General features: G+C 74.7%; 25 protein-coding genes. 10 read left to right on the top strand and 15 right to left on the bottom strand.

The window, feature by feature from the left end; genetic code table 11:
• Nucleotides 1–64: 64 nt before the first annotated feature.
• Nucleotides 65–538: an NUDIX domain-containing protein gene (locus tag ACFVTF_RS20700; RefSeq protein WP_387815322.1), complete on the top strand. Its 474-nt coding sequence runs from the start codon at nucleotides 65–67 to the stop codon at nucleotides 536–538.
• Between the two features lie 110 nt (nucleotides 539–648).
• On the opposite strand, the gene ACFVTF_RS20695 is transcribed toward ACFVTF_RS20700, so the two are convergent.
• Together ACFVTF_RS20695 and ACFVTF_RS20690 are read right to left on the bottom strand one after the other, a co-directional pair.
• Nucleotides 649–1,599, bottom strand: a complete 951-nt coding sequence (locus ACFVTF_RS20695; protein WP_387815320.1) for a hypothetical protein — start codon at nucleotides 1,597–1,599, stop codon at nucleotides 649–651.
• 152 nt (nucleotides 1,600–1,751) lie between these two features.
• Nucleotides 1,752–2,207 carry a MarR family transcriptional regulator gene (locus ACFVTF_RS20690; RefSeq protein ID WP_363586814.1) on the bottom strand — a complete coding sequence of 152 codons (456 nt, stop codon included), beginning with the start codon at nucleotides 2,205–2,207 and terminating at the stop codon, nucleotides 1,752–1,754.
• Nucleotides 2,208–2,370: 163 nt separating this feature from the next.
• Here ACFVTF_RS20690 and ACFVTF_RS20685 point away from each other — a divergent pair, with 163 nt between their 5' ends.
• Nucleotides 2,371–3,858, top strand: a complete 1,488-nt coding sequence (locus ACFVTF_RS20685) for an MFS transporter (protein ID WP_387815317.1) — start codon at nucleotides 2,371–2,373, stop codon at nucleotides 3,856–3,858.
• Nucleotides 3,859–4,021: 163 nt separating this feature from the next.
• Nucleotides 4,022–4,345 (top strand): DUF1330 domain-containing protein, encoded by a 324-nt coding sequence (locus tag ACFVTF_RS20680; protein WP_387815315.1) that lies wholly within the window; start codon nucleotides 4,022–4,024, stop codon nucleotides 4,343–4,345.
• Nucleotides 4,346–4,358: 13 nt separating this feature from the next.
• On the opposite strand, the gene ACFVTF_RS20675 is transcribed toward ACFVTF_RS20680, so the two are convergent.
• A complete protein-coding gene (locus ACFVTF_RS20675) occupies nucleotides 4,359–5,312 on the bottom strand; it encodes an NAD-dependent epimerase/dehydratase family protein (protein WP_387815313.1) in 954 nt (317 codons plus the stop codon).
• A 160-nt stretch (nucleotides 5,313–5,472) separates the two neighbouring features.
• Between ACFVTF_RS20675 and ACFVTF_RS20670 the strand changes: the two genes are divergently transcribed.
• Entirely contained in the window at nucleotides 5,473–7,107 is a 1,635-nt protein-coding gene (locus tag ACFVTF_RS20670) for an ALF repeat-containing protein (protein WP_387815311.1), read from the top strand.
• A 72-nt stretch (nucleotides 7,108–7,179) separates the two neighbouring features.
• Here the strand turns inward: ACFVTF_RS20670 and ACFVTF_RS20665 are convergent, their stop codons facing one another.
• Both ACFVTF_RS20665 and ACFVTF_RS20660 read right to left on the bottom strand, forming a co-directional pair.
• Nucleotides 7,180–7,464, bottom strand: coding sequence for a hypothetical protein (locus ACFVTF_RS20665; protein WP_387815309.1), 285 nt, complete (start codon nucleotides 7,462–7,464; stop codon nucleotides 7,180–7,182).
• Nucleotides 7,457–7,687, bottom strand: a complete 231-nt coding sequence (locus tag ACFVTF_RS20660) for a hypothetical protein (protein ID WP_387815308.1) — start codon at nucleotides 7,685–7,687, stop codon at nucleotides 7,457–7,459. The genes ACFVTF_RS20665 and ACFVTF_RS20660 overlap by 8 nt, the downstream gene beginning before the upstream one ends.
• A 271-nt stretch (nucleotides 7,688–7,958) precedes the next feature.
• Here ACFVTF_RS20660 and ACFVTF_RS20655 point away from each other — a divergent pair, with 271 nt between their 5' ends.
• Nucleotides 7,959–8,783, top strand: a complete 825-nt coding sequence (locus ACFVTF_RS20655; RefSeq protein WP_387815306.1) for a hypothetical protein — start codon at nucleotides 7,959–7,961, stop codon at nucleotides 8,781–8,783.
• Nucleotides 8,784–8,806: 23 nt separating this feature from the next.
• A complete protein-coding gene (locus tag ACFVTF_RS20650; protein ID WP_371515225.1) occupies nucleotides 8,807–9,328 on the top strand; it encodes a peptidylprolyl isomerase in 522 nt (173 codons plus the stop codon).
• A gap of 49 nt (nucleotides 9,329–9,377) precedes the next feature.
• Here ACFVTF_RS20650 and ACFVTF_RS20645 read toward each other — a convergent pair whose 3' ends face one another.
• From ACFVTF_RS20645 to ACFVTF_RS20625, 5 genes are all read right to left on the bottom strand, one after another.
• Nucleotides 9,378–9,986 carry a response regulator gene (locus tag ACFVTF_RS20645; protein ID WP_371515224.1) on the bottom strand — a complete coding sequence of 203 codons (609 nt, stop codon included), beginning with the start codon at nucleotides 9,984–9,986 and terminating at the stop codon, nucleotides 9,378–9,380.
• Nucleotides 9,983–11,221, bottom strand: coding sequence for a sensor histidine kinase (locus tag ACFVTF_RS20640; RefSeq protein WP_387815303.1), 1,239 nt, complete (start codon nucleotides 11,219–11,221; stop codon nucleotides 9,983–9,985). The genes ACFVTF_RS20645 and ACFVTF_RS20640 overlap by 4 nt, the downstream gene beginning before the upstream one ends.
• Before the next feature lie 11 nt (nucleotides 11,222–11,232).
• Complete coding sequence (locus tag ACFVTF_RS20635) at nucleotides 11,233–11,655, bottom strand: hypothetical protein (RefSeq protein WP_387815301.1); 423 nt, start codon at nucleotides 11,653–11,655, stop codon at nucleotides 11,233–11,235.
• A 186-nt stretch (nucleotides 11,656–11,841) separates the two neighbouring features.
• The gene (locus ACFVTF_RS20630; RefSeq protein WP_387815299.1) at nucleotides 11,842–12,945 is read right to left on the bottom strand and encodes an RICIN domain-containing protein; all 1,104 of its coding nucleotides are present in this window, start codon (nucleotides 12,943–12,945) and stop codon (nucleotides 11,842–11,844) included.
• Nucleotides 12,946–13,021: 76 nt separating this feature from the next.
• Nucleotides 13,022–14,137 carry an alpha/beta hydrolase gene (locus ACFVTF_RS20625; protein ID WP_387815297.1) on the bottom strand — a complete coding sequence of 372 codons (1,116 nt, stop codon included), beginning with the start codon at nucleotides 14,135–14,137 and terminating at the stop codon, nucleotides 13,022–13,024.
• 316 nt (nucleotides 14,138–14,453) lie between these two features.
• On the opposite strand from ACFVTF_RS20625, the gene ACFVTF_RS20620 reads away from it, so the two are divergent.
• Nucleotides 14,454–15,503, top strand: a complete 1,050-nt coding sequence (locus ACFVTF_RS20620; RefSeq protein WP_387815295.1) for a LuxR C-terminal-related transcriptional regulator — start codon at nucleotides 14,454–14,456, stop codon at nucleotides 15,501–15,503.
• Between the two features lie 51 nt (nucleotides 15,504–15,554).
• Here ACFVTF_RS20620 and ACFVTF_RS20615 read toward each other — a convergent pair whose 3' ends face one another.
• Nucleotides 15,555–18,302, bottom strand: a complete 2,748-nt coding sequence (locus ACFVTF_RS20615) for a M4 family metallopeptidase (RefSeq protein ID WP_387815293.1) — start codon at nucleotides 18,300–18,302, stop codon at nucleotides 15,555–15,557.
• Nucleotides 18,303–18,527: 225 nt separating this feature from the next.
• Here ACFVTF_RS20615 and ACFVTF_RS20610 point away from each other — a divergent pair, with 225 nt between their 5' ends.
• The gene (locus ACFVTF_RS20610; RefSeq protein ID WP_371515217.1) at nucleotides 18,528–19,181 is read left to right on the top strand and encodes a class I SAM-dependent methyltransferase; all 654 of its coding nucleotides are present in this window, start codon (nucleotides 18,528–18,530) and stop codon (nucleotides 19,179–19,181) included.
• On the opposite strand, the gene ACFVTF_RS20605 is transcribed toward ACFVTF_RS20610, so the two are convergent.
• On the bottom strand, nucleotides 19,160–19,951 hold the full coding sequence (locus ACFVTF_RS20605; RefSeq protein WP_387815290.1) for a helix-turn-helix domain-containing protein: 792 nt from the start codon (nucleotides 19,949–19,951) through the stop codon (nucleotides 19,160–19,162). The two genes, ACFVTF_RS20610 and ACFVTF_RS20605, sit on opposite strands and share 22 nt — an antisense overlap.
• 52 nt (nucleotides 19,952–20,003) lie before the next feature.
• Complete coding sequence (locus ACFVTF_RS20600; protein WP_387815288.1) at nucleotides 20,004–20,591, bottom strand: hypothetical protein; 588 nt, start codon at nucleotides 20,589–20,591, stop codon at nucleotides 20,004–20,006.
• A gap of 272 nt (nucleotides 20,592–20,863) precedes the next feature.
• On the opposite strand from ACFVTF_RS20600, the gene ACFVTF_RS20595 reads away from it, so the two are divergent.
• Together ACFVTF_RS20595 and ACFVTF_RS20590 are read left to right on the top strand one after the other, a co-directional pair.
• Nucleotides 20,864–21,862, top strand: a complete 999-nt coding sequence (locus ACFVTF_RS20595; RefSeq protein ID WP_387815286.1) for an NAD(P)H-dependent glycerol-3-phosphate dehydrogenase — start codon at nucleotides 20,864–20,866, stop codon at nucleotides 21,860–21,862.
• A gap of 127 nt (nucleotides 21,863–21,989) precedes the next feature.
• Nucleotides 21,990–22,451, top strand: coding sequence for an SRPBCC family protein (locus ACFVTF_RS20590; protein ID WP_387815284.1), 462 nt, complete (start codon nucleotides 21,990–21,992; stop codon nucleotides 22,449–22,451).
• Nucleotides 22,452–22,499: 48 nt separating this feature from the next.
• Here the strand turns inward: ACFVTF_RS20590 and ACFVTF_RS20585 are convergent, their stop codons facing one another.
• On the bottom strand, nucleotides 22,500–23,177 hold the full coding sequence (locus ACFVTF_RS20585) for a response regulator (RefSeq protein WP_387815282.1): 678 nt from the start codon (nucleotides 23,175–23,177) through the stop codon (nucleotides 22,500–22,502).
• Nucleotides 23,174–24,550 carry a sensor histidine kinase gene (locus tag ACFVTF_RS20580; protein WP_387815280.1) on the bottom strand — a complete coding sequence of 459 codons (1,377 nt, stop codon included), beginning with the start codon at nucleotides 24,548–24,550 and terminating at the stop codon, nucleotides 23,174–23,176. The genes ACFVTF_RS20585 and ACFVTF_RS20580 overlap by 4 nt, the downstream gene beginning before the upstream one ends.
• Nucleotides 24,551–24,590 lie beyond the last annotated feature (40 nt).

The raw sequence follows: 24,590 nt of genomic DNA, 5'->3' as shown, positions 1-24,590 counted from the left end.
GCCTCCTCTGGTTGGCGGGCTTCTCCCTCGTACTCCTCGCCGCCCTCAGAAGGTGAACCGCCCGATGCGCGACCCCCGTCTCCTCGCCAAGCCGCCGGTGTGCCGGCTCGGCTGCCTCGTCCTCGTCCGCAACCCGCGCGGCGACGTCCTCCTCGTGGACCCGGACTACATGGACGGCCTGATCCTCCCCGGCGGCGCCGCCCAGCCCAACGAGCCCCCGCACCTCGCCGCCGCCCGCAACCTCCACGCCGAGACCGGCCTCAACCTCCGTCTCGCCGACGTCCTCGCGGTCGACTTCACCCCCGCCGACCGCCACCTGGAACGCCTCAACCTGGTCTTCGACGGCGGCACCGTCACCGAGCACGCCGCCGCCCACCTCACCGTTCCTCCGCAGCACCGCAGCGGCCTGTTCGGCGCCCGCTTCGTCCCCGCCCGCCAGCTCCCGGACGTCATGGCCCCCTCCCAAGCCGCCCGCGTCACCGAGGCGTTGGCGGGCCGTGCCCTGCCCGTCCTCCTCCACGGCCAGCGCGCGACCTGAGGACCGCGCCGCCGGGAACCAGGTGGCCGACTCGGGGCCGGTGCGCCCTTCGGCAAATGAGAAGGGGCGGGCGCCGGGGTCGGCGCCCGCCCTCCCTCGTCCGGGTGCGGTCAGCTCCAGGGGTTGGCCGGCTGGTCGGTGATGGCGGTCCAGAAGCGGCCGCCGACGGGCAGGGTGCCGTTGGCCCACAGGCCCCAGCCGCTGGCGTCGTGGAACTCGGCCATCCGGAAGCCGGCGCCGAAGTAGCCGGCGCAGAGCTGGTCGGCGGCCGCCCGGCTGGTGAGCTGGCTGCCGGAGGTGGGGATGGTGGCCTTCACCTCGCCGCCGGCCCAGCTGTGGAAGCCGCTGGTGGGCACGCCGGCGGGGGCGGGGCGGCCGTCCTGCTTGAGGCACAGCACGGGCAGCTGCGCGGTGGCGGGGGTGTCGCCGCTGTACGCGTTGCTGCTGTTGTCGTTGCCGACGTGCACGACGTTGTCGGCGCGCTGCTCAAGGGCGGCCCAGGTCATGCCCTTGTGGGTGGCGACCCCGCCGAACAGGGCCTCGTAGGTGCTGCGGTAGATGTCCCACTCCTGGTACCCGCCGTAGTTGCAGTCGAACATGTAGAGCCGCCAGCCGCCCCCGATCCGGTGCTCGGTGTTGTCCAGGCACTGGGAGTTGGCGATGTTCTGGAGCCGGATCCCGATCATGTCGTACCGCGAGACGCTGTCGGACGCGGTGAACGGCGTGACCCGCCACCACTGGGAGGTGTCGTTGTTGCGACACCCGGCGCTCGTCGGGCTGTTGGCAGTGGTCAGGCAGTAGCGCTGGTCGTTGGTGTTGTTGAGGGTGTAGACGCTCGGCAGGCCCGGGACGGGCTTGAACACCCACTGGCCCGGGTTGTTGGACGGCGCGCAGGGGTGCAGGCCCGTGTCCATCAGCGCGCCGTTGGGACAGCGCTCGGACTTCTGGTTGAACAGGACGGTCGAGGGGGTGTCGGCCGAGGCCGAGCCGCCCGGGACCAGCACCAGGCCGGTCAGGGCCAGCGCGATGCCGAGGACGATACGCCGGACTAGCGAACGCACAGTGCTCTCCAAGGAGGGGAGACGACGAGGGGCGGCGGCCGGTCCGGAGGGCCCCCCGGGCCACCCGGTCCCGTCCGCCGCGGTCAGCTTGTCAGCGCGCGATCAATCGCCGGTATCCCAGTTTTCTGGGGGGTCGTTCGACACCCGACTGGTCAGGGGCGCGGCCAGGGGCGCCCGTCGAGGTGCTCGATGTCGGTGTTGAAGCGGCGCAGGTAGGCGGCGAAGGTGGTGACGTCCTGGGCGGACCAGCCGGCCATCACCCGGTCCAGGGCCTCCACGTGGGCCTCGCGCTCCTCGTCGAGGCGGCGGTCGCCCTCGTCGGTGAGGCGGAACTTGCGGGCCATCCCGCCGTCGGGGTCGGCGATCCGCTCGACCAGGCCGGCCCGGGTCATGGCGGCGGTCTGCCGGTTGAGGGTGGAGGCGTCGAGGTTGAAGGCCTCGCTCAGCTCGCCGATGGACATCGGGCCCTGGATGCGGATGCGGCTGAGCAGGATGTACGCGCTGCGCTCCAGGGTGCTGCCGCGCGGGCGGGCGGCGGACTGGCTCAGGTAGTGGTGGCGGCCGAGCACCATGTACTCGAACTCGACCAGGTCCGTACGTTCTCCCATGCCGTCGTCCTTCGCCCTTCACCCTCATCGCCGCACCGCTGACCTGCGGGTTTCGCGGGCCTTGTCCAGTATGGCAAAGGGGTGTGACGGCGGGACCCGGCCATGTAGTGTGCTCGATGCACATAATATGCACGATACACATTCCGTTTCCGAGGAGCCCGCCATGGACGGCCCCCAGCCCGGCGGCACGACCGCCCCCACCGCCCCGGTCGCCGGTACCACCCCCACCACCGGCATCGTCGCCACCCTCGCCTTCACCGGCACCGTGGCCGCGATCATGCAGACCCTGGTCACCCCGCTGATCGGCGAACTGCCCCGACTGCTGCACACCACGCCGTCCAACGCCTCCTGGGCGATCACCGCGACCCTGCTCGCCGGCGCCGTCTTCGTCCCGATCAGCGGACGCCTGGGCGACCTGCTGGGCAAACGCCGCATGCTCCTGGCCTGCTGCGTGCCGCTGTTCATCGGATCGGTCCTGTGCGCCCTCGCCTCCGCGGCCGTTCCGATGATCATCGGCCGCGGCCTCCAGGGCATGGGCATGGGCGTCGTCCCGCTCGGCATCAGCCTGCTGCGCGAAGTCCTGCCGCCCGAACGGCTCGGCTCCGCCATCGCCCTGGTCAGCGCCTCGATGGGGATCGGCGGTGGCCTCGGCCTGCCGATCGCCGCCGCCGTCGCCCAGTACGCCAGCTGGCGGGCCCTGTTCTGGGGCGCCGCCGCCCTCACCCTCGTCGTCGCCGCGATGATCCGCTTCCTCGTCCCCGCCCCCGCGCGGCGCCCAGCCGGCGGCCGCTTCGACCCCGTCGGCGCGGCCGGCCTGGGCGCCGGACTGGTCTGCCTCCTGCTGCCCGTCTCCAAGGGCGCCGACTGGGGCTGGACCGACCCCCTCACCCTCGGCCTGTTCGCCGCCGCCGTCGTCCTGCTCCTCGCCTGGGGCCGGTGGGAACTGCGCTGCCCCGAACCGCTGGTGGACCTGCGGGTCACGGCCCGCCCCCGGGTCCTGCTGACCAACGCCGCATCCGTCCTGGTCGGCTTCGGCATGTACGCGCAGGCGCTGATCATCCCGCAGCTGCTCCAGCTCCCCGAGGCCACCGGCTACGGCCTGGGCCGCTCGATGCTGGCGATGGGCCTGTGGATGGCGCCCTCCGGCCTGATGATGATGGCCGTCTCACCCCTGGGCGCACGCCTGTCGGCCGCGCGCGGCCCCAAGTTCACCCTGGTCGCCGGCTCCCTCGCGATCGCCGCCGGATACGGACTCTCGATGGTGCTCATCGGCTCCACCTGGGGCGTCCTGGTCGTCACACTGGTGTGCAACAGCGGCGTCGGCCTGGCCTACGGCGCGATGCCCGCACTGATCATGAGCGCCGTGCCGCTGTCCGAGACGGCGTCCGCGAACAGCTTCAACACCCTGATGCGCTCGCTCGGCACCTCCGTCTCCGCCGCCGTGGTCGGCGTGGTCCTCGCCCAGCTGACCACCAACCTCGGCGGCCACACCCTGCCCTCGGAGAGCGGCTTCAGGGTCGGCCTGCTGATCGGCTGCGGCGTGGCCCTGGCCGCCGCCGCGGTCGCCGCCACCATCCCCGCCCCGCCCACCGGGACGGCACCCGCCACCGCCCGCCCGGCACCCGCCGCCAAGGACACCGCCACGACCTGACCACTGCCACGACCTGATGACCCGCCAGACCCGCCCCCGGCACCCGCCGGGGGCGGCCGCGCTACGTACCCCCTACCGATCCGCGACGGATTCGCCCCCGCCGCCCCCACCCGTACCGTCGGAGACCACGCACACCGGACCAACCCCCCCCAGGAGCACAGCGATGACCGCCTACGCGATAGCCCAGGTCCACTCGGTCGAGTTCGGCCCCGACATCGTCGAGTACCTCCAGCGCATCGACGCCACCCTGGACCCCTTCGACGGCCGCTTCCTCATCCACGGCGACCGGATCGAGACCGTCGAAGGCACCTGGGGACAGGACCTCATCCTCATCGAGTTCCCCGACCACCAGCGCCTGCGCGCCTGGTACGACTCGCCCGCCTACCAGGAGATCCTCCCGCTGCGCACCCGCCACATGACCGCCGACGTGGTCTTCGCCCGGGGCGTGCCCGCCGGCTACCGCGGCGCCGACGCGCTCAAGCACTGACCGGCCCGGAGGCTCAACGCCCCTGCGCCCGCTCGCGCCACCACCGCACCGTCGCCTCCACCTGATCCTCCAGCGCGGTCGCGCGCACCGCGAACGCGGCCTCGTAGGCGGAGGAGTCCACCACGAACGGGCGGTCGAACTGGTAGCGGACCTCCCGCAGTTCACGCAGCAGCGGGGAGAACAGCCCCGCCGCGCCCAGCAGCGCCTGCGGGAGCCGGCGCACCGCGACCGGTCCGACGCCCGCCTGCGCCGCCAGCCGCTCCACCATCGCGCGCACCGGCAGCGCGGGGGCCGTCGGCACGTGCCAGGCCCGGCCCCAGGCCCGCTCCTCGCCCGCGACCTCGGCCAACGCCCGCGCCACGTCCGGCAGGTACGTCCAGCTGTGCGGCGCGTCCGGGTCGCCGAGCGCCGCGATGTTCCGGCCCTTCAGCAGGCCCGGCATCACCCGCGAGGCCAGGTGCCCGCCGTCCGTCACCCCGGGGCCGAAGAAGTCCGAGGCCCGCACTTCGACCGCCCGGATCCGCCCGGCCCCGTGCAGAGCCCGCGCCTGCTCCCACGCCGCCGCCCGCACCCGTCCCTTGGGGCCGGCCGCGGCCAGCGGCAGGTCCTCGGTCATCGGAGCCCGCACCGGCCCGTAGCCGTAGAGGTTGCCGAGCATGACCAGCACCGCCCCGGTGGCCTCGGCCGCCGCGCACAGCGAGGAGGCCAGCGCCGGCCACCGCGCCGCCCACTGCGGCAGCGGCGGCGCCGCGCAGCCGTAGATCGCCGCCGCGCCGCGTGCGGCCTCCGCCAGCCGCGCGCGATCGCCCGCGTCCAGCGCCACGTGCTCGATGCCGGGCACCGGGGCCCCGCCCCGCGCGGGGCTCCCCGACCTGGTGACGACCCGTACGGTGTGCCCCTGCCCGGCCAGCAGGCGGGCGGTGGCGGCCCCGGCGGGCCCGTATCCGACAACCACGTGGAAGCTCATCCGCCCCACCCTAGGGTCTGGGGCCGCGCGGGCGCTGCGGGGTGCTGTGAGTGCTGCTGGGGTGCGGTGCGGGCGTTAGCAAATACTTGGTATGGCAACCGTAAAAGACGATCTATGCTGGCGGACGTTCACAATCTCTCCGCACAACGCAAGGTACTGAATGAAGCTGCCCCGGGTGTCCGCCGTCGTCGCGGCCGCCGTCCTGGCCCCCACCGTCCTCTTCCCGTCGATGGCCTCCGCCGCCGACAACCCCCAGCCGGCCGGCGTCTCCGGCCCTGACACCGCGTCCAAGGGCGCCGAGGACCAGGCAACGGGCCAGGAGGAGCACGACCGCGCCGAGGTGCGGCGCGTCCTCGCCGACAAGGAGAGCGGCCCGGGCGTGCGCGAGGCGGCCCAGAAGGCGCTGAACGGCACCGCCGCCGACCTGCGGCACTTCCTGGACGTCGAGCTCCACGACCAGCGCGTGATCGACAACCGGGTGAGGGCCTACCAGGTCCTCGCCGTCGGCGGGCCGGCCGTCAAGAAGGCCGCCACGGCCGCCCTGCGGGGCGGCACCGCCGAGGACGTCGCGAAGTTCCTCAAGGAGGGCCAGTTCATCGCCCGCGCCGAGGACGAGGCCCGCGCCAAGGTCCAGAGCATCCTCGACGACAAGGAGACCGGCCCGGGCGTGCGCGCGGCGGGGGAGAAGGCCCTCGCGGGCACCGTCGCCGACGTGCGGCACTTCCTGGACGTCGAGCTCGGCGAGTGGCGTCAGACCGACAACCGGCTGAAGGTCGTCCGGATCTCCGACGGCGCCGGTCCGGCACTGAGCAAGGCGGCCGACAAGGCGCTGCGGGGCAGCTACCAGGACATCCTGGACTTCCTGAAGGAAGGCCAGTTCACGGCCCGTGCCGAGGACGAGGACCGTGCCAAGGTGCAGAGCATCCTCGACGACAAGGAGACCGGCCCGGCTGTGCACGAGGCCGCCCAGAAGGCCCTCGCGGGCACGGCCGCCGACGTGCGGCACTTCCTGGACGTCGAACTCGACGAGCGGCGTCAGACCGACAACCGGGTGATGGTCGCCCGGATCTTCGACGGCGCCGGGCCGGCGGTGAAGGCGGCCGCGCGGAAGGCGATATCCGGCAGCAACCAGGAAGTCCTGGCCTTTCTGAAGGAGGGCCAGTTCATCGCCCGCGCCGAGGACGAGGCCCGCGCCAAGGTGCAGGGCATCCTCGACGACAAGGAGACCGGTCCGGGCGTGCGCGAGGCGGGGGAGAAGGCCCTCGCGGGCACCGTCGCCGACGTGCGGCACTTCCTGGACGTCGAGCTCCCCAAGCAGCGGGCCGACGACAACCGGGTGAAGCTCGCCCAGATCATGTCGGCCGGCGGGCGGGCCGTGCGCGAGGCCGCCAGCCGGGCGCTGGACGGCACCGACGAGGACGTCGTGAAGTTCCTGAAGGAGGGCCAGTTCACGGCCCGCGCCGAGGACGAGGCCGCGAACAAGCCGGCCCCGCAGCCGGCCCGGCCCGCCGAGCAGCCGCAGACCGCCACCGGCGCCCAGCCGGCCGTCCAGCCCGCCGCCCTGACCACCACGACGGGCACCACCGCGGGCACGACCACGGGCACGACCACGACGGGCACCACCGCCGGGACGGCCACGGCCACCACGGGCGCCACCACGGTCACCACCCGCCCCGGCCAGCTCGCCGCCACCGGCACCGAGGGCCTCGGCTGGGAGGCCGGCGGCGCCGCCGCGGCCCTGGCCGCGGGTGCGGCGCTCGTCGTCGCCTCCCGCCGCCGCTCCACCGAGAGCTGACGTCCCCCGAACGTCCCCGGCCGCCCACGCGGCCGGGGACGTTCGGACGCCCGGACGTCCGGGGCCGCACGCTCAGCCGCGGGTGCGGCGCTCGGCGATCGCCCGGGCGAGGTCCGCGTGCCAGCGGGCCGCGTTGTTGCCGTCCAGCCGGCCCGCGAAGGCGCGCCGCGCGGCCTGCACCAGCTCGGTCGAAGCGTGCGGGTACGCCTCCCAGACCGCCCAGAGCGCGTTCTCGGTGTCCTCGTCCAGGCCCGTGCAGGTGAGCGGTCCGGTCCCGGACAGGGTCGCGGCCAGCACGGCCTCGAAGACCCGCCGCAACCGCTCGTCGTCGCGCCCGCGGGCGGGACGCTCAGCCACCGTCGCCGCTGCCGCCACCGTCGTCGCCGCCACTGTCGCCGCTGTTGCCGCCGCTCAGGCTCCGGCGCCGCCTGCGCGAGGAGCGCCGCAGCAGGGACCCCGAGGCGAGCGTCACGGACGCCACGGCGCGCACCCAGCGGGGGCCGCCGCGTTCGGCCCACACCACGCACACGCACCCGCCGACCACGATCACCAGGACACCGACCAGCACGGCACCGACCACGTCTCACCCCTCTCCCGTCCATCCCGTTTCCGGGCCGATCCTCTCAAGCCGAGCCCCCCGCCCGCGCCCCCGACCCCCCTAAACCGGGCCGATCCGCCACACAAGTGGACACCAGGCCCGTCCCGCAGGGAAGTTGGCGCCACGCGGGCTCCACCCGACCCGCGCCCCGTCTCACCCCCCTGACCCACCCTCCTGACCTGCGCCCCAGTGCGGCCGAGTACCCGCCGTGTGCCAGGATGCCGACACCGATCCTTTCGACCGGAGACCTTTCTTGACGATTCGCCGCACCACCGCCCTGGCCGCCGCCGCGACCGTGCTCTCCCTCACCGCGCTGACGGGCTGCAACGACGACGCCGCCCCCTCGGCGGCCCAGGCCCCCGCCGCCCCGTCGGCCACCACCCCGGCCGCGGCCCCGACGGCCCCCGACGCGGCCCCGACGTCCGCCCCGGCATCGGCATCGGCCCCGGCGTCCGCACCCGCGTCGGCCCCGGCCGAGGCGCCCGCCGGCGGGGTGATCGACCCCGAGCAGGCCCTCGCCCAGGCCGCCCGCACGCCCTACGCGGCCACCCAGGACTTCCGCACCGAGGGCGGCCCGCTGGTCGCGACCACCACCGGCCGGGTCAACCTCAACGGCAAGGTGCGCACCGGCCGCCTCACCGAGTCCCTGGGCACCGGCGGCGGTTCGGCGGGCGACCCGGTCGTCGTCACCGAGGACGCGGCGTACATCAAGTCCGGCAGCGGCTGGCGCAAGTCCCCCCTCGCCAATCGGATAGCCGACTACCACGGCTACGCGAAGGCCCTGCTGGCGCTCGGCCCCGCCGCCCGCAAGGGCATGGAGGAGCAGAACGGCGCGCCCGCCTTCCACCTCTCCGGCACGCTCGGCGTGGAGCAGCTGCGCGCCGTGGACGCCGAGCGCTACCTCAACCTCAAGCGCATGGGCGTGGGCGTGGCGTCCTTCCAGCTCGACCAGTGGATCGACGCCCAGGGCCGTACCGTGCGTTTCGACCAGCACGTCGACATCAGGGGCACCGCGACGCGCACCTACGGCACCTTCCGCGACTTCGGCCCCGTCGAGCTGGTCCCCGCCCCCAACTGACCACCCGAGCAAAGGATTCCGCCATGGCCAAGGGCCTGTTCGCGACCCTGCACACCACCCTGGGCCCGATCCGGCTGGAGCTGTTCCAGTTCCACGCGCCGAAGACGGTCCGCAACTTCGTCGAACTCGCCGAGGGCGCCCGGGAGTACACCGACCCGCGCACCGGCGAGCCGGGCAGCGGCCCGTACTACGACGGCACGCTCTTCCACCGCGTGGTGGCCGGCTTCATGGTCCAGGGCGGCGACCCGACCGGCACCGGCACCGGCGGCCCGGGCTACGCCTTCGCCGACGAGTTCCACCCCGAACTGCACTTCACCAGGCCCTACCTGCTCGCCATGGCCAATTCCGGCCCGGGCACCAACGGCTCGCAGTTCTTCATCACCGTCGGCACGCCCGCCCACCTGAACCGCCGGCACACCATCTTCGGCCAGGTCGCCGACGCCGACTCCCGGGCCGTCGTCGACGCCCTCGCGGCCGTCCCCACGGACGGCGAACGCCCCGTGGAGGACGTCGTGATCACCGAGGTCACCGTCGAGCGGCTCTGACGTCCGCCTCCCGGCATCCCGGCAGCCCTGCGCCCGTCGTGCGGCGGTGTCACAGCCAGCCGCGGTCGTCGGCGGTGCGCAGGGCCTCGGTGCGGTTGCGGCTGGAGGTCTTGGCGATGGCGGAGGAGAAGTAGTTGCGCACCGTGCCCTCCGAGAGGTAGAGCTTGCCGGCGATCTCGGCGACGCCGGCCCCGGAGCGGGAGGCGTTCAGCACGTCGCGTTCCCGGGCGGTGAGCGGGGAGGCGCCGGCCGCGAGGGTGGCCGCGGCCAGTTCCGGGTCCACCACGCGTTCGCCTGCCGCGACCCGGCGGATGGCGTCGGCGAGCACTTCGGCCGGGGCGTCCTTGACGACGAAGCCGACCGCGCCCGCCTCCATCGCCCGGCGCAGGTAGCCGGCGCGTCCGAAGGTGGTGAGGATGACGACCCGGCAGTCGGGCACCTGCTGGGCGAGGACGGCGGCGGCGGCCAGGCCGTCGAGTCCGGGCATCTCGATGTCCAGGAGGGCCACGTGGGGCCGGTGTTCGCGGGCCGCGTCGACGACCTGGTCGCCGCGTCCGACGGCGGCGACCACCTCGAAGTCGTCCTCCAGGTCGAGCAGGGCGCACAGCGCGGTGCGGACCAGTTCCTGGTCCTCGGCGAGCAGCAGGCGGATCGTCATGTCGTCCCTTTCCGGGCGGGGGCGCGCCCGTGGCGGGCGCCCGGCGGGACGGTGACCAGCAGCCGCCACCCGCGCGGGCTCAGCGGGCCGGCCTCGACGGTACCGCCGGCCGCCGCGACCCGTTCCCGCAGTCCCCTCAGGCCCTTCCCGACGCCGCCGCCGACGACCCCGCCGCCCTCGCCGCTCCCGCCGGTCCCGCCGGTCCCGCCGGTCCCGCCGTCCGCGCCCGTCCCGTCGTCGCGGATCTCGACGGAGGAGCCGGTGACGGTGACGGTGCAGCGGTCGGCCCGGGCGTGCCGGACCACGTTGGTCAGGCCCTCGCGCACCACCCAGCCGAACAGTTCCCCGTCCTGCGTGGCGACGGGGTCGGTGGACGTCGGCAGGTCGGCGACCACCCCGGCGGCGCGCAGCAGTTCGCGTCCGCGCGCGAGTTCGCCGGCCAGCGTGACGTCGCGGTAACCGGTGACCGCGGCCCGGACGTCGGCCAGCGCCTGCCGGGACAGCGACTCCACCGCGGCCATCTCCGCCAGCGACTGGTCGAGGTCCTTGGCGGCGAGGCGCTGGGCCAGGCGGGACTTGACGGTGATCGCGGTGAGCGAGTGCCCGAGCAGGTCGTGCAGGTCGCGTGCGATCCGGTTGCGTTCGGCCTCCGAGGCCAGCCGTGCCACCTCGGCGCGGGCGGCCACCAGGGCCTGGTTGGTGGTGGCGATCTCCGCGAACGCCCCCGTGGTGAGCACGGTGAACAGCAGTGCCAGCGCCTGGAAGGCGCCGGGCCCGGCGTGCCAGGCGGGCACCGCCCACGGCACCAGCAGGGCGGCCAGGGTGGCGGTGACGGTCACCAGGGTGGCGTGGCGGCGCCGCAGCACGGCGACGAAGGAGACGACGACGGTGGCGAGGTAGAACGCGTTCTCGTGGGCGAACGGCAGCGCGGCCAGGAACAGCGCGCTCATCACCGCCAGCAGCAGGAGCACCTGCCGCCGTCGGCCGTGGATCATCGCGGTGGCGGTGAGGACGAAGCAGAGGCAGAACGCGCCGACGACCGCGTACCCGGCGACCAGGGCCGCCCCGGACACGTTGCCGCCCACGGCGACGGCGGTCAGGCACGGGTAGACCAGCATCCCGGCGCCCAGCATGGTCCGCCGCCAGCCCTGCACCCACCGCTGCGGGGCGCGCTCCCCTGTGGCGCGCTCCGCGGCGGCGGGCCCGGGGAGGGCCGCCTGCGTGTCCTCGTCCACCCTCGCCTGCCTCACGTCGCGTCGGATCGCGCGAACAGGGTACGCAGGTGGCGTCCGTTGATCACGGCGGCCACCCCCGCCAGCACCAGCCCGCACAGGGCCTGCTCGGCCTTCATCCAGAACGGGAAGGTCCCCGGCACGCAGATGATCACGACGATCGCGGCGATCATGACGGCCGAGATGATCCGCAGCCGCCGGTAGGCCGCGTGCGAGCCGCGGGCGGCCCGGGTGGTGAACAGGTACGTGGCCACGGCGCTGGCCACGACGAGGGTGCCGCGGATCCACACGGCCTGGTTCACCAGGTCGGGGTGGTCGCGCAGGGCGTAGGCGGCCGCCAGGGTGACGACGCTCAGGCCCAGGTAGGCGGACACCAGTCGCCTGATGGTGCGGAAGGCCCGAACGGTGTCGGGGTGGTTCACGTCGGTGGAGGTCATGCCCCCATGCTGTCCGCGCCGCGCCTCCGCCCGGCAGTGTGCTGCCACACCGGCCGGCCGTGACAATTGTCAGCAGGTCAGGGCGGGTCAGGTCAGGGCGGGGAAGGCCGGGGAAGGGTCGGGGGAAAGCGGGGCCGCCGCCCGGCGGGGCCGGGCGGCGGCTGGCTGTCGGTCGTGCGGTGGGGCTCAGGAGCAGCTGGTGAAGGTGGGGCTGGTGTTGGCGATGTAGAGGGTGGCGCCGCCGCTGGGGTCGGAGGTGAGCGGGACGGTGACGGTGTCGTCGGCGGTCCACGGGAAGCCGCGGGCGTCGAACGTCCAGCTGCCGGTGACCTTGCGGGCGAGCTCGGCCAGCGTCACCCAGCCGTACTGCTGGGGCGGGACGTTGACGGTGACGGCGTTGTTGACGGTGGTCGAGCCCTGCCAGACGTTGCTGTAGTTGACGGCGGTCTTGACCGCGGTGGTGAAGACGCCGCCGGGGGCGCCGCCGGAGATCTCCGCCCCGATCTCGCCGCCGAGGGTGCTGGACCAGCCGGTCATGTTGGTGACCGCGAAGTTCTGCTGGGCGGCGCTGCTGGTGTTGTTGAACCAGATCGAGGAGACGCAGATCTTGGGCAGCGGCGCCGCGGGGGCCTCGCTCTTGACGGCCCAGGAGCAGGAGGAGACGTCCTTCTGGCACTGCTTGGCGGCGTGGTCGACGGCGAGGCTGCGGGCGGCCTGCGGGAAGCCGGTGGACCACTGCTGGTTGGCGGTGCCGTTGCAGGTGTACTGGTCGGTCCAGGCGTCGTCGTACTGGGCGCCGAGCAGCAGGTCCAGGCAGGTGTTGTCGCCCAGGTGGCGGATCATGAACGCGTCGGCGGCCCCGGCGACCGGCTGCAGGAACCACCGCTGGCTGGCCTGCCCGGCGCAGGTCTGCTGGCGCAGGGCCGGGGTGAGGAAGGCCAGGTCGATGCACTTGCCGGTGTCGTTGTTGACGATGGTGAAGGAGAAGTCGGAGGGGTCGACGCTCAGCCGCCAGGACTGGTGGTAGCCGGGCGCCGAGTTGGTGACGATGTAGGCGCCGTCGCCCATGGTGCCGTTCTGGACGTCGAGTTGGCGCCCGTTGCTGAGGGACTTGATGGTCAGGCACTGCTGCGGGGAGGCGCAGGCGGCGGCCGGCGCCGTGGCGGCGTGGGCCCGCGAGGTCGCGAACGGGGCGGCGGTGAAGCCCAGGGCGGCGCAACAGGCCACCAGGACGGCCGCGATCAGGCGCAGCCAGGGAGCCGGTCGGCTCGGGGTCGTGGCGGAGAGCACGGGGTCGGGTCCTTTCGTCGGGAACGGGGAGAGGGAGAGGGGGAGAGGAGTCGGAAAGAAGGGGAGGGCGGGCCGGTCAGGCGGCGGCGAAGGCCGCTTCCAGGCGCGGGACGTAGTCCACGAGGTCCTGCGCCCAGCAGCCCGCGCTGTGGCCGCCGTTGCAGGCGGTGCCCCAGCCGGCGCCGTTGCCGTAGTCGACGTAGTGGTAGCGGTAACCGAGGGCGTCCAGGCGGTCCTTGAGGCGCTTGGCGGTGCCCTCGGCCCAGAACTCCATGTCGGAGGCGCTGCCGTTGCCGTTGCCGGTGTAGACCGCGATGCCGGTGTCGGCGAGCGCGCCCGCCCGGGAGACCGGGTCCGCGGCGTTCCAGCGCCAGTCGGCGTTGAACACCGGGTACGGCGAGCCGAAGATCGCGTCGCTGGAGACGGTGGGGCCGAAGTCGAGGCCGCAGGGCTTGCCGTCGCTGGGCCCGCACAGCACGGTGCCGACGTTGGTCAGGGTGGCGACCACGGCGCCGCGGATGATCATCTCGTTCACGGAGAGGTCGTTCGCGCCGGACATGGTGAGGACCTGGCCGAACAGCTGGGGCCGGTCCTGCGCGTAGTGCAGCGCGCCGAAGCCGCCCATCGACAGGCCGCCGACGGCCCGGCTCCTGCGGCCCGTCAGGGTGCGCAGGTTGGCGTCGATGAACGGGACGACCTGGTCGAGGTGGAAGGTCTCCCAGTTCTGCGCCCCGGCGGCGGTGTTCTGGTCGAGCCAGTCGGTGTACCAGCCGCGCAGGCCGCCGTCCGGGATGACGGTGATCATCGACTGCGCGGCGGTGAGGGCGGGGTAGGCCAGGGCCGGGTCGCTCGGGTTGTCCGAGGCGCCGTGCAGGAAGTACAGGACCGGGTAGCGCTTGGCCGGGTTGGCCGCGTAGTCGGCGGGCAGCAGGATCCGGATGGTGTGCTCCCCGGCGACCTGGGGTGTGGTGACGGTGAGCACGAAGTTGGTGGCGCTGCCGGTGGCGGCGCCGACCTGGGTGAGCCCGAAGCCGTCCTTCATCGGCGGCGGGGCGGGGGCCTCGGCGTGCGCGGCGGGCACGCCCAGCAGCAGGAGGCAGGCGGTCAGGGCGGCGACGGCCGTCCTGGCGTGCCGGAGCCGGGCGCGCAGGGGCCGCGCGGGCGGGCGCCGGGCGGGCTGGGCTGGTGTCATGGGTCGTCCTTGGCCGTGAGGGTGCCGCCGTTCCCGGGGGGAACCGCCGGAGCTGTCTGAGCACCGACAACTCTTGCGAGATCACCTCGCGGTCCGCCAGAGCGCCCTGCGGCGCACCTGGGCCACTGGCGCATGTGCGCCACCGGCGTGGGTAGCCTCCGACGGCCCGTCCGGGCGACACCGGTACAACGACAAGCCGACAAACCGACGAGCGGACGGGTCGACACAACGACACAACGGCACAGCGACACAACGGCACAACGGCACAGCGCCGAGCTGACACACCGATACGCCGACACACCGATACACCGACACGATGACGGGGGACGTCGTGCACGACGTGCTGGATCCAGACTCCGAACGCGGCCGGATCTACCGCTGCCTGGTCGGCCGTCCGCAGGCGCGGGCGGCGGAGCTGGCGGCCGGGGTCGGCCTCGGCGAGGGCGCCGTCCTGGCCGTGCTCAGGGAACTCGCCGACGAGGGAGTCGTCGTGGCCTGCAACGGCGAGGGCCCGCGCGACGACGGCCGCCGCGACGACGGCCACCGCGGCGACCGTCACCGCGACGACCGCCACCGCGACCGCGCCTGGGAGGCGCTGCCGCCCGGCCGGGTGGTCGAGGCGGTGCTGCAGAGCGACGCCGTCCGGCAGGCCGCGGCGCGCCGGGCCGGGGCGGAACTGGAACGCCTCTACCGCTTCGCCCGGCGCGACGCCGGCACCTACGGCGCCCTGGAGGTGGTCGAGGACGCCGCCCAGGTACTGGCGGCCAGCCGGCGCCTCCAGCTCGCCGCCCGCCACCAGGTGCGGGTCATCGACGTGCCGCCCTACTCCGGCAGTTCGACCTACTACCTCGACCAGGAGGTGCTGCAGCGCCAGCGGATGGCCGCCGGGGTCGTCTACCGCTCGATCTACCACGGCTGCGCCTTCGACGACCCGGTCGCGGGCCCCAACATGGCGCGCATGGTGGAGGCGGGGGAGCAGGCCCGCACGCTGGACGAGCCGCCGCTCAAGCTGGCCCTGGGCGACGACGACCTGGCGATCGTCACGCTGGCGGCCGACGGGCGCCCGGGCGTCGTCTCGCTGCTGATCCGGCCCTCGGGCCTGCTGCGGGCGCTGGCCGCGGTGTTCGAGACGCTCTGGCGGCTGGCCGTCCCGGCGTCGGTGTCCGCCGTCGACCTGCAGATCGGTGAGCGGGACCGCCGCATCCTGACCCTGATGGCCAGTGGTGCCACGGACGACGCCATCGCCCGGCGGCTGGGGCTGGGGCGGCGCACGGTGGTGCGCCGGGTCTCGGCGCTGCTGGCCCAGCTGGGGGCCACCACGCGTTTCCAGGCGGGCGTGCAGGCGGCCCGGCGCGGCTGGCTGTGAGCCGTCCGCGCCGGGCCGGACCCCTGGGGGGCGGGGGTCAGGGAGAGGTGGTCAGCAGGTGCCCGCCGCGCGGTCGCGCACGACCAGGTCGGTGCGGCCGGGGGTGGAGTCCAGCCAGACCACCCGGGTGCCCTGGTCGGCGGCGGGCTGGTCCTGGCCGCCACGGTCGCAGGAGAGGCGCTGCGGGGTGCCGCCGCCGACCGGGAGCTGCCAGAGCTTGGGCAGTGCGGCGTTGGTCCAGCCGCCGGCGGGCTTGGTGCTCTCGACCTTGTAGGTGAGGGCCTGGTCGGAGGCGGTGAGGTTGCCGCCGCGCGTCGGGGCGTTCGGCGCGTCGGCGGCCAGCACCTCGGTCACGCCGGAGCCGTCCAGGGCGCCGGAGCGGACGGAGGCGCGGGCGGTCGCGCCGGCGGGGGTGTCCAGCCACAGCAGCCGTCCGCCGGCGAGCCGGGCGGAGGAGGCGCTGGTCGCGGCGGCGCCGGGGGCGGCGTGCGCGGTGTACTGGGCGGTGACCTTGCCGGCGGCGATCGAGTAGACGGTCGGCGCGGTGACGTACTGCTGTCCGTCCTGCCAGGACTCGGTCCAGGCGAGGTAGCCGTCCTTGAGGGTGAGGTCGTCCGGGTGGTGCCCGTCGGCCAGCGGCAGTTCGACCGCGGGGGCGCCGTCGTGGGACAGCCGGATGCTGGTGCGGCCGGTGGCGAAGTTGTTCACGGTGAAGGCGATGTCGCCGCCGGAGACCTGGGGGCTGCCGGGCTCCGTCCCGTCGGCGAGGAACAGGCTGCGGACCGGGCCGGCGCCGGACAGCGGTGCGGCCAGCAGTTCGCGGCTGTGGTTCTGGGCGGTGGTGCCGATGGCCTTCCACACGGCGGTGGTGCCGTCGGTGGCGGGCCAGCTGTGGTAGCGGCCGTCGTCGGGGCTGAGCCGGACGGGGGCGCCGCGTCCGGTGGTGGAGCCGGTGTACAGCGCGGTGGTGTCGGGGCGGGTGCCGCCCGTGCCCTTGACCGGGTCGGGGGCGGGGGCCATCGCCACCCAGTGCCCGCCGCCGGCGGCCGGGGGCGCCATCGAGTAGGAGAGGTTGCGGGCCAGCGTGCGGCTGTCCATGCCGATCCGGCTCTCCCAGCCGGGCTTGATCCCGTGGGCGTCGAACGCGGCTGCCACGGTGCGCAGTTGGGCGTGGCTGAGGCCGAGGTCGCGGCCGGCCGCCAGGGTCGCGTTGCGCCCGGCGACGAAGTCGTCGAGCGGGGTGAGGTAGGCGGTGAGCGCCCGGTAGACCACCCGGTCGGCGGTGAGCGGGTCGAGGGTGCGCCGGATGTCCCACAGGGCGCCGCTGAAGATGGTGGCGTTGAGGTGCTGTCCGCCGTTGTCGATCGTGCCGCCGAGGTAGTCGTTCACGGTGGTGCGGTGGTCGTCCATCCGGCGGTCCGCGCAGGCCTGCGGGGTGCCGGTGCGGCACTTGCTCTCGCCGAGCAGCGCGGCCGCCGGGTCGTTCATGGACATGCCGCGGGCGGTGACCTCGATGGCGTTGCCGAAGTAGTCGGCGAGCCCCTCGTTCATCGCGCCGGCCTGGCCCATGCCGGCCAGGTCGGCGGTGTTCGATATGACGCCGTGGGTCATCTCGTGCCCGGCGATGTCGAGGGCGGCGGAGAACGGGTAGTAGTTGGGGCCCCCGCTGCCGTAGACCATCTTCTTCCCGTCCCAGTACGCGTTGGCGTAGGGGGCGCCGTCCTGGGTCACGTTGACGACGGAGGTGATCGCGCCGCCCTTGCCGTCCAGGCCGTTGCGGCCGAACCGGTCGTGGTAGAAGTCGTACACGATACCGGCGTTGACGCTGGCGTCGGTGGCGCCGCTGGTGCCGGCGGAGGCCGGGAAGTCCGGGCCGGGGGAGTGGGCCGGGGGGAGGTCGGCGGGGATGCCGCCGCCGAAGTCCATCTCGTCCCGGCCGCCGGCGTCGTAGGTGGTGATGGTGGCGGGCCGGGTGAGGTCGGTGAGCTGGTAACTGCCGTCCGGCAGGCGGGCGATGTTCACGTTGGTGGAGTTGCCGCGGGCGTCCGGCGCGGTCCCGGTGGCGGGTTCGAGGCCGGCCGCGGCGCTCCCGGCGGGCGGCGCCGCCGCCGGGAGCGGGGCGCGGGTGTCGTAGGCGAGGGCGACCACGCCGACGGTGGCGTCCACGAAGACCTCGCGGGCCGCGGGCGCCCCGGTCGCCGGGTCGGCGGCGTGCACGGTGAAGCGCTGGGCGAGCCGGCCGGCGCCGTCCGGCAGGACGACCAGGCCGTGGTCCTCGGCGGTGGCCGCGGCCCGGGCCTTCGGGTCCTGGACGGAGCCGAGCGCCAGGTCGCGCAGGGCGGCGGCCGGGACGGTGGCGGTGGTCGGCACGGTCAGGCCGGTGAAGTACTTGCCGCCGACCGACTCGACGCGCTGCCCGGCGCCCTCGCCCGTCAGGTGCACCAGGTACTGCGCGCCGAACACGGGCACGCCGTCGTGGCGCTGTTCGAACCTGACGGTGCGCCGGCCGTCGGGGGTGCTCTCGGAGCCGACCTCGGCCAGCTCGCCCGGGTCGACGTGGTAGCGGTCGCCGTGGGCCGCGAGGTGGGCGCGGGCGGCGTCGGCGGGGCTGCCGACGGCCGGCTCGGCCAGGCCGGTGACCAGCTGCGGGGCGGCGGTGTCCTGACCGGCCACCAGGGAGGGCACCGGGTCGGGGGCGGCCGCGGGCCCGGCCAGGGCGGGCGGCGCGGCCAGGGCCAGCGCCACCACGGCGGTGGCGCTGATGCCGAGTGCTGTGGACGTGCGGGAACGACGGGGCACGGAGGTCCTCTCGCAGGGCCGAACGGTGGTCGCGGCGGGCCGGCCGCGCCGGACCACCGCGACGATCACGATAAGTCATCCACCGTCATATGTCGATAGACTTTCTATGTGCCCGGGGAGGGCCGGAACCCGACCCCGCGACAGGCCCGGAAACCCCCAACCCGCCCCGCCCGGCGAGCGATTCGTTCAAGACGCCACCACACCCCCCGGCCGACACTGACCCCCATGACCGATCGCGCCTTCACCCCCGCCGCCGGCCGCCTCGGCCCCGTACGCTTCTACGACCCCATCGTCTCCCTCACCCGCGAACGCCTGTGGCGCAGCCTGCTCGCCATGCACGTGGCCCCCCGCCCCGACGACGTGATCCTCGACGTCGGCTGCGGCACCGGCTCCCTGGCCGTCCTCCTCGGCCGCGTCGAACCCCGCGCCCGCGTCATCGGCGTCGACCCCGACCCCACCACCCTCGAAGTGGCCCGCCGCAAGGCCGCCGCCGCCGGCGTGACCCCCGAATGGCACCTCGGCATGGGCGACGCCGTCGCCGACCTCGTGGGCGCCGAAACAGCCGACACCGTCGTCTCCAGCCTCGTCCTCCACCAGTGCCCCATCCCCATGAAAGAGGCCGTCCTCGCCTCCATGCACGCGGCGCTGCGCCCCGGCGGCAAGCTCGTCATCGCCGACTTCGGGCGCCAGCGCACGGCCGCCATGCGCCTGGCGTTCCGCATCGTGCAACTGGCGGACGGCAAGGAGGACACCCAGCCCAACGCCGACGGCATCCTGCCCCGGCTGATCAGCGAGGCCGGCTTCCACGGCGTGCGCGAGACCGAGACCGTCGCCACGCTCACCGGCTCGCTGTCGTTCTACGTCGCCCGCCGCGCGTAGGCCGCGCCCGCGTCGCCCGCCGGGTCCTGGCTGCCCGCCGGGTCCTGGCCGTCAATCGCGCTGTCCGCCAGGCCGCCCGCCCGGCCCGAGGCGCGCAGCACCGGGAGCACCGCCGACGGCGTCAGCCCCGTCATCTCCCGCATCTGGCGGCTGAAGTGCGCCTGGTCCGCGAAGCCGCCCGCCAGCGCCGCCTCGGCGAGCGTGCGCTCCTCGCCCAGGGCGTCGGCGGCGCGGGCCAGCCGCCGCCAGATCCGCCAGCGCGCCAGCGGCACCCCCAACTGCCGCCGCGCCAGGGCCCGCAGGCGCTGCGGCGACAGCCCCACCCGCGCCGCCAGCCCCGGCAGCGCGACCCGGTGGTCCGTCAGCGCCTCCATCGCCGCCCACAGTCGCACGTCCACCTCGGCCGACGGCAGCACCCCGGACGGACGCAGGTCCTCCTCCGCCAGGCCCCGCCACTGGGGCGCGACGGTGACACCGTCACCGCACCCCGCCCGCAGCCGGTCCGCGAACGCGCAGTGCGGATCGACGAAGAACGCCGACACCTCCCGCACCGGCGCCATCCGGTGCCACACCATCGGCGCCACCACCACCGCCGCGCCCCGGTGCCGGACCCCGTCCCCGTCCACGATCGTCACCTCGGCGCCCGCCGACGCGACGGCGACCTGGAACGCGGCGTGCCGGTGTGACGTACTGTCCGCCAGCGGCCCCCGGTACAGCGCGTACCCCGCGCCCACGACGAAGCGCCGCCCGATCCCCTCCCACTGCCCCATCCGCCCGATGCTGCCAGAGCACCGCACCCACCACCCCGGATTCCGGCCACCCCTAGCCCCTCAGGCCCACATCGCGGGCCTTCCAGGCCAGGAACGCCGAGAACCGGACCGTGCCCGCCAGCCCGGCCAGGGCGAGCGCGATCCACAGCGGGATCCCGAGCAGGCTCGGCCGGCTCGTGATCATCCGCTCGCCGGCGAGCCACACCCTGGTCTCGTGCCCGTCCGGATACAGCTTCCCGGTGGGCCGCTCCTCGCTGAACTCCCGGTCGCCGGCGCTCCAGTGGTACGTGCAGCCGTAGACGTCGTGGCCCTGGTTCTGGTCGTCCAGCTCCCGGCCCGTCGTCCGGCAGCCCGTCACGGTGGCCGTGACGTGGGGCGGTTCGTGCAGCCTGGTCCGGACGGCGTAGGCGGCCTGCGCCGCCGCGAACACCGTGCCCAGGGCCAGTACGAGCAGCAGCACCAGCGCCACACAGGAGACGACGTAGTCGCCGACGGAAACCTGACGCAGCAGCGGCACCGAGGCACCGACGGCCGCCACCAGCGCGACCCCGCACACCACCAGCCACCACCGCCGATCGCCCGGCAGGTCCTGCGACCCCGCCCACACCACCGGCCCGGCCGCGCCCCCCAGCACCGCCACCCCCGCCACCACACCCACCGCACACCGCCGGTGCAGCGCCCCCCACTCCACAGCAGCCCCGCGCCCCACCCCGCCCCCTCTCCCCGTTCACTCTCGCCACCCCCGAGGACGCCCCCACCCGACACCACGGTTTCGGCCCGCGCCCGCATGCTGCCCACTCTGGACGGGCGCCGCGCCGTCGCGCTCACCCTGCGCCGCCGCTGACCGGCGTCTCCGCCCCAAAGCGCCAGTACGCTGCCCCTCAGCTCCCCACCAGCACGCGGAGGTAGAGGATGACCCGGGTCGCCGTACTGTCGGCAGGATCGTGGGGGACCGCCTTCGCGCTGGTTCTCGCCGACGCCGGATGCGACGTCGTCCTGCACGCGCGCCGCCCCGAGGTCGCCGACGGCATCAACACCCGGGGAGTCAACCCCGGCTACCTGCCCGGCGTCACGCTGCCCGGCACGGTGAAGGCCACCACCGGAGCCGACGTCGCCCTGGCCGGAGCCGACGTCGCCGTCCTGTCCATCCCCTCCCAGACCCTGCGGGCCAACCTGGCCGCGTGGGCGCCCCTGATCGAGCCGGACACCCTGGTCGTCAGCCTCATGAAGGGCATCGAGCTCGGCACCGGCCGGCGCATGAGCGAGGTCATCGCCCAGGGCGCGGCCCTCGACCCCGCCCGTGTCGCCGTCCTGTCCGGCCCGAACCTGGCCCGCGAGATCGCCGCCCGCCAGCCCGCCGCCAGCGTCATCGCCTGCACCGACCACGACGCCGCCCGCCGACTCCAAGTGGCCTGCCGCACGCCGTACTTCCGCCCCTACACCCACACCGACGTCATCGGCTGCGAACTCGGCGGCGCGGTCAAGAACGTCATCGCGCTCGCCGTCGGCCTGGCCGCCGGACTCGGCCTCGGCGACAACGCCGAGGCCACCCTCCTGACCCGCGGGCTCGCCGAAACCGCCCGCCTGGGAACCGCGCTCGGCGCCGACCCCGCGACCTTCGCCGGACTGGCCGGCCTCGGCGACCTCACCGCGACCTGCCTCTCCCCGCTCTCCCGCAACCGCACCTTCGGCGAACACCTCGCCCGCGGCCTGACCATCGACCAGGCCGCCACCGCCACCGGCCAGACCGCCGAAGGAGCCAAGTCCGCCTACGCGGTCCTCGACCTCGCCCGACGGCACCAGGTCGAGATGCCCATCACCGCACTCGTCGTCGCCATCCTCGACGGCACCGTCACCACCGACCGCGCCGTCGACCTGCTCATGGCCCGCACGCCCAGAGCCGAACGGTAGGCAGGCGGCGTCGCCACCCCCGAGGACGCCCCCGCCCGATGTCACGGTTTCGGGCGGCGTCCGGTCCTCATCGGTGAACAGGGCGCGGTCGACACCCGCGCCCCCCGCTGCAGGAGAGGGCCGAGCCATGGAAACCGTGACCGTGCGACGGGTCATCGCGGCGCCGATCGCCGAGGTGTTCGACTGGTGCGCCACGAGTACCAACTACACCCGCTCCCCGTTCGTGCTCAGGGCGCGCCTGGCCAGGCCCGGCGAGGGCGCGCCCTACGGGGTGGGCGCCGTGCGGCTGCACACTTGGCTGATCGGCTGGTTCAACGAGCGGATCACCGCCTACAACGCCCCGCACGGCTTCGACTACACCGTCGACCGCAGCTTCCCGCCGGCCCGGCACGAGTTCGGCCGGATGACCTTCGAGGAGGTCCCCGAGGGCACCCTGGTCGTCTGGACGACCGGCTTCGCGCTCCCCGTCCCCCTCGTCGGCGCGGCCTTCGCCCGCCGGATCGGCAAGCCCCTCATCGCCCACGTCTTCGGCGCCATCCTGGCCGCCGCCGCCACCGACCTCGACGCCGCCCCGAAGAAGCGCCCCTGACACCGCGGCGGCAGGGGCGCGGCAGGAGCGCGGCAGGAGGGGGACGGCTCAGGCCGGCGGGTTCGGCCGGTTCAGGCCGCGGTCGTAGGCGAAGATCACGGCCTGCACCCGGTCCCGGGCGCCGATCTTCGACAGCACCCGGCTGACGTGCGTCTTGACGGTCGACTCCGCGAGCACCAGGCGCTGCGCGATCTCGCCGTTGGTCCAGCCCCGGCCGACCGCGACCAGGATCTCGCGCTCGCGCTCGGTCAGGGCGTTCAGCCGCGGGTCGTCCTCGGGGGCCGCGCCGGGCGGGCGCACGGGCAGGTGGTGGGCGTAGGCGTCCAGGAGGCGCCGGGTGATGGCGGGGGCGACGACGGCGTCGCCCTCGGAGACGGCGCGGATCCCGGCCAGGAGGTCCTCCGGGTGGGCGTCCTTGAGGAGGAAGCCGCTGGCGCCGGCGCGCAGCGCGGCGTGGGCGTACTCGTCGAGGTCGAAGGTGGTCAGGACGAGGATGCGTGAGCGCCCGCCGGTGGCGACGATGCGCCGGGTGGCCTCGATGCCGTCCATGCCGGGCATCCGGATGTCCATCAGGACGACGTCGGGCCGCAGGTCGGCCGTCAGGCGTACGGCCTCGGCGCCGTGCGCGGCCTCGCCGACGACCTCCGTGCCGGGCTGGCTCTCCAGCAGCATCCGGAAGCCGTACCGCTGGAGCGGCTGGTCGTCGACGATGAGGACCGTGGTCACGTCAGGCCGCCTGTCGGGTCGGGGTCGGGATCGGGGGTGAAGGCGCCGGGGCCGCCGGGGCGACCGGGGCCGTCGGGGCCGTCGGGCCCGTCGGGGGTGAGGTCGAGGACGGCCTCCACGGTCCATCCTGCCCCGGGCCCGGGCCCGGCGGTGACGGTGCCCCCGTACAGGGCCGCACGTTCGCGCATGCCCGTCAGGCCGTGCCCCTCCTCGCCCGCCGCACCGCCGCGCACCGCCCCGCCGGGCGGACCGCCGTCCCGCACCCGCACCCGCAGCCGGCCGCCCTCGGCGGCCAGCGTCACGTGCACCCGGGTCTCGGGCCCGGCGTGCTTGAGGGTGTTGGTGAGCGCCTCCTGGACGATGCGGTACGCCATCAGCTGCACCCCGCGGTCCAGCCGCCCCACCTCGCCGCGCGCGGTGTACACGACCTGCGGCCCGGCGGCCCGGATGCGCGCGCACAGCCCGTCGAGGTCGGCGATGCCCGGCTGCGGCGTGAACTCGGGGCCCTCGCCCTGGTCGCGCAGGACACCGAGCATGCGCCGCAGCTCGCCCAGCGCCTGGCGGCTGGTCTCCCCGATCAGCAGCAGCGCCTCCCGGCCCCGCTCGGGGGAGGCCTCGGTCGCGTACGCGCCGCCGTCCGCCAGGGTGATGATCACGGACAGGTTGTGGCCGATGATGTCGTGCATCTCCCGGGCCACCCGGGTGCGCTCGGTGGCGGTGGCCAGCCGGCTGCGCTGGTCGCGCTCGACCTCCAGCCGCGCCGCCCGTTCGCGCAGCCCGGCGAGCTGGGCCCGGCGGATGCGCACCGCGATGCCGACGGCCACCGCCGCCGTCGCCGCGCTGAACAGGAAGAACAGCGCGTCCCCGACCGGCAGCCCGCCGGACAGCTCCACCGCGACCAGCGCCGACGCGCCGGTCATCGCCGCGCACGCCCACGCCAGGTGCCGCAGGCTCCCGTGCAGGGCCAGGCTGTAGAGGGCGACGAGCAGCGCGACGTCCGCGCGCAGCGCCACCCCCAGCGACCACTGCAGGACGAACACGGCCGCGACCGCCGCGAACGCCGCCGCCGGCCGCCGCCGGCGCCACAGCAGCGGCAGCAGCAGCCCCGCCTGCAAGGCCAGCATCGCCGCCAGCGGCGGGCGGGCGAAGACGATCCGGTGCTCGCGCGCCCGCTCCCCGCCGTCGTGGAAGGGCAGCAGGTCCGGCAGGCAGAACAGCAGGAAGACCGCGGCCACCACCGCGGTGTCCAGCACCCACGGGTGGTCGCGGTCCGCCTGCCGCGCCCGCTGCCCCAGCCGGGCCAGGCGCGCGAACACCGGGTGCCCCGACAGCGGGTCGCCCCCCGCCCCCGCGGCGGTGTCGTGCTCGCTCACGGCGTCACCTTCGTCCAGCTCGTCCGCAACGGGTGTCACC

The sequence above is a fragment of the Kitasatospora sp. NPDC057940 genome, assembly GCF_042887425.1.
Classification (GTDB): Bacteria; Actinomycetota; Actinomycetes; order Streptomycetales; family Streptomycetaceae; genus Kitasatospora.
Note: the sequence above shows the minus strand (reverse complement) of the source record. Positions and strands in the feature narration are given on the sequence as shown.